Source organism: Acinetobacter sp. GWC1_38_13, assembly GCF_001767535.1.
GTDB classification, from domain to species: domain Bacteria; phylum Pseudomonadota; class Gammaproteobacteria; order Pseudomonadales; family Moraxellaceae; genus Acinetobacter; species Acinetobacter junii.
Map to the genome: position 1 here is coordinate 8489 of NZ_MELG01000063.1, position 1995 is coordinate 10483.

The window sequence follows — 1995 nt, forward strand, 5'->3', positions numbered from 1 at the left end:
TTTTTATAAAAGTTTTGAGTTGGTTATGGCAGAAGAATTGCTGATTAATGTTACGCCGATGGAATGTCGTGTAGCTTTAATTGAAAACGGTACAGTAAACGAGTTATTTGTCGAACGTACTGTGAAACGTGGTCTCGTGGGGAATATCTATAAAGGTAAAGTTGTGCGTGTGTTACCAGGCATGCAAGCTGCTTTTGTGGATATTGGTTTATCTCGTACAGCATTTCTACATATCAACGACATGGTTTGGCCGCGTTCACAGCCTACGCCAAATGTTTTCGAGCTTTTGCATCCTGGGCAGACCCTTACTGTTCAAGTGATGAAAGATATGTTGGGGACTAAAGGCGCACGCCTGAGCACAGACCTTTCAATACCTTCACGTTATTTGGTGTTGATGCCATATGGAAATCATATTGGTGTATCGCAACGCATTGAACAAGAAGAAGAGCGTGATCGTTTACGCGGTATAATTGAGCATATTCAGACTGAACATAAACTACCCGGTAGTGTGATTGTACGAACCGCAGCAGAAGGTGTGGATGAAGCCTCAATTGCTCAGGATATGTGTTATCTGAGTAAATTATGGGAATTTATTCAACGCAAACAAAAAGAAGTTTCTACACCAGAGCTGATATTCGAAGAACTCCCTCTACCTCAACGTATTGTTCGTGATTTAGCTAGCGATGAAACTGCCAAGATATATGTCGATTCACGGGAAATTCATGGCAAGTTGAGTGAATTTGTCCATGAGTTTGTGCCTTCTATTGAAAACCGCTTAATCCATTATCCTGGTGAAAAACCGTTATTTGATTTATATAACGTTGAAGAAGACATCCAAAAAGCATTACAGACGCGTGTCGCATTGAAGTCTGGTGGTTATTTGATGATTGACCAGACGGAAGCGATGACCACGATCGATGTAAATACTGGTTCGTATGTAGGTGGTCGTAGTTTAGAAGACACTGTATTTAAAACTAATATGGAAGCAACACAGGTAATCGCACGCCAACTTCGTTTGCGGAATCTGGGTGGTATCATCATTATTGATTTTATTGACATGCAAGAAGCCGAGCATCGTGCCGAAGTCATGCGACAGTTTGAGAAAATGCTAGAGCGCGACCATGCTAAAACCAAAATTACTCAGGTTTCTGAGCTTGGTTTGGTTGAAATGACGCGTAAAAGAACACGCGAGTCTTTAGAACATTTGCTTTGTGAATCCTGCCCAACTTGTCAGGGACGTGGATATGTGAAAACAGCAGAGACAGTGTGTTACGAAATATTTCGAGAAATTCTGCGCTATGCACGTGCTTTTGATTCGAAGAGTGGCTTTACTGTTGTTGCGCATCCAGCAGTAATTGACCGACTTTTAACAGCAGAAGCCCCAGCCGTCGCGGATTTAGAGCATTTTGTGAACCGCGTCATAAAATTCCAAGTTGAAAATTTATATACGCAAGAGCAATACGATATCATTTTAAGCTAAAGTTGTAACAAGATTTCGCTTAATCCTTGTTACAACTGAAATTTTACTTTCTATCACGAATTTTAAATACTAGAACCATAAGATTAGCCATAGGCATCTTCGGATGTCTTAGCCAACAATAATGAGGTCTATAATTATGAATGTAAGTGAAAGATTAGTGAACCACGGTTTTAAACATGTTTTGGACAGTAACCCAGTTAATACATGTTACATGGTGGATAGCCAAGGTAAAGAAGTGCAGATCACAACTGCGATGATTCGATCAGCCTGCCATCAGCTTTTACAGCGTTGCAGAACGATTAAAAAATAAGGGGCAATTTAAAGCCCCTTAATTTTTTTCAGGTTTATCCTTCAGCTGCCTGTTTAGGCAAACTCAAAATTGCAGCTTCAAAGCGTTGAATTTCATCTTCTAAATGCGTGAGTAGATTTTGCATTTTTGGTAACGCATTACGACAAGCGGTCAACCCTACTTCTAATTTATCTAAATAACTGGTCATTGTGATATTTAACGCCTG

The 1995-nt window shown here is 40.2% G+C and carries 3 protein-coding genes; 2 read left to right on the top strand and 1 reads right to left on the bottom strand.

What is annotated here, in order from left to right; translation table 11 throughout:
- The first annotated feature begins 25 nt into the window (after nucleotides 1-25).
- Nucleotides 26-1480 (top strand): ribonuclease G, encoded by a 1455-nt coding sequence (gene rng / locus A2003_RS06320; RefSeq protein ID WP_004908637.1) that lies wholly within the window; start codon nucleotides 26-28, stop codon nucleotides 1478-1480.
- A gap of 136 nt (nucleotides 1481-1616) precedes the next feature.
- Complete coding sequence (locus A2003_RS06325) at nucleotides 1617-1790, top strand: PA1571 family protein (RefSeq protein ID WP_004775299.1); 174 nt, start codon at nucleotides 1617-1619, stop codon at nucleotides 1788-1790.
- A 34-nt stretch (nucleotides 1791-1824) separates the two neighbouring features.
- On the opposite strand, the gene A2003_RS06330 is transcribed toward A2003_RS06325, so the two are convergent.
- Nucleotides 1825-1995: WS/DGAT domain-containing protein (locus tag A2003_RS06330; RefSeq protein WP_286686994.1), on the bottom strand; the 171-nt coding region annotated here is incomplete at its 5' end.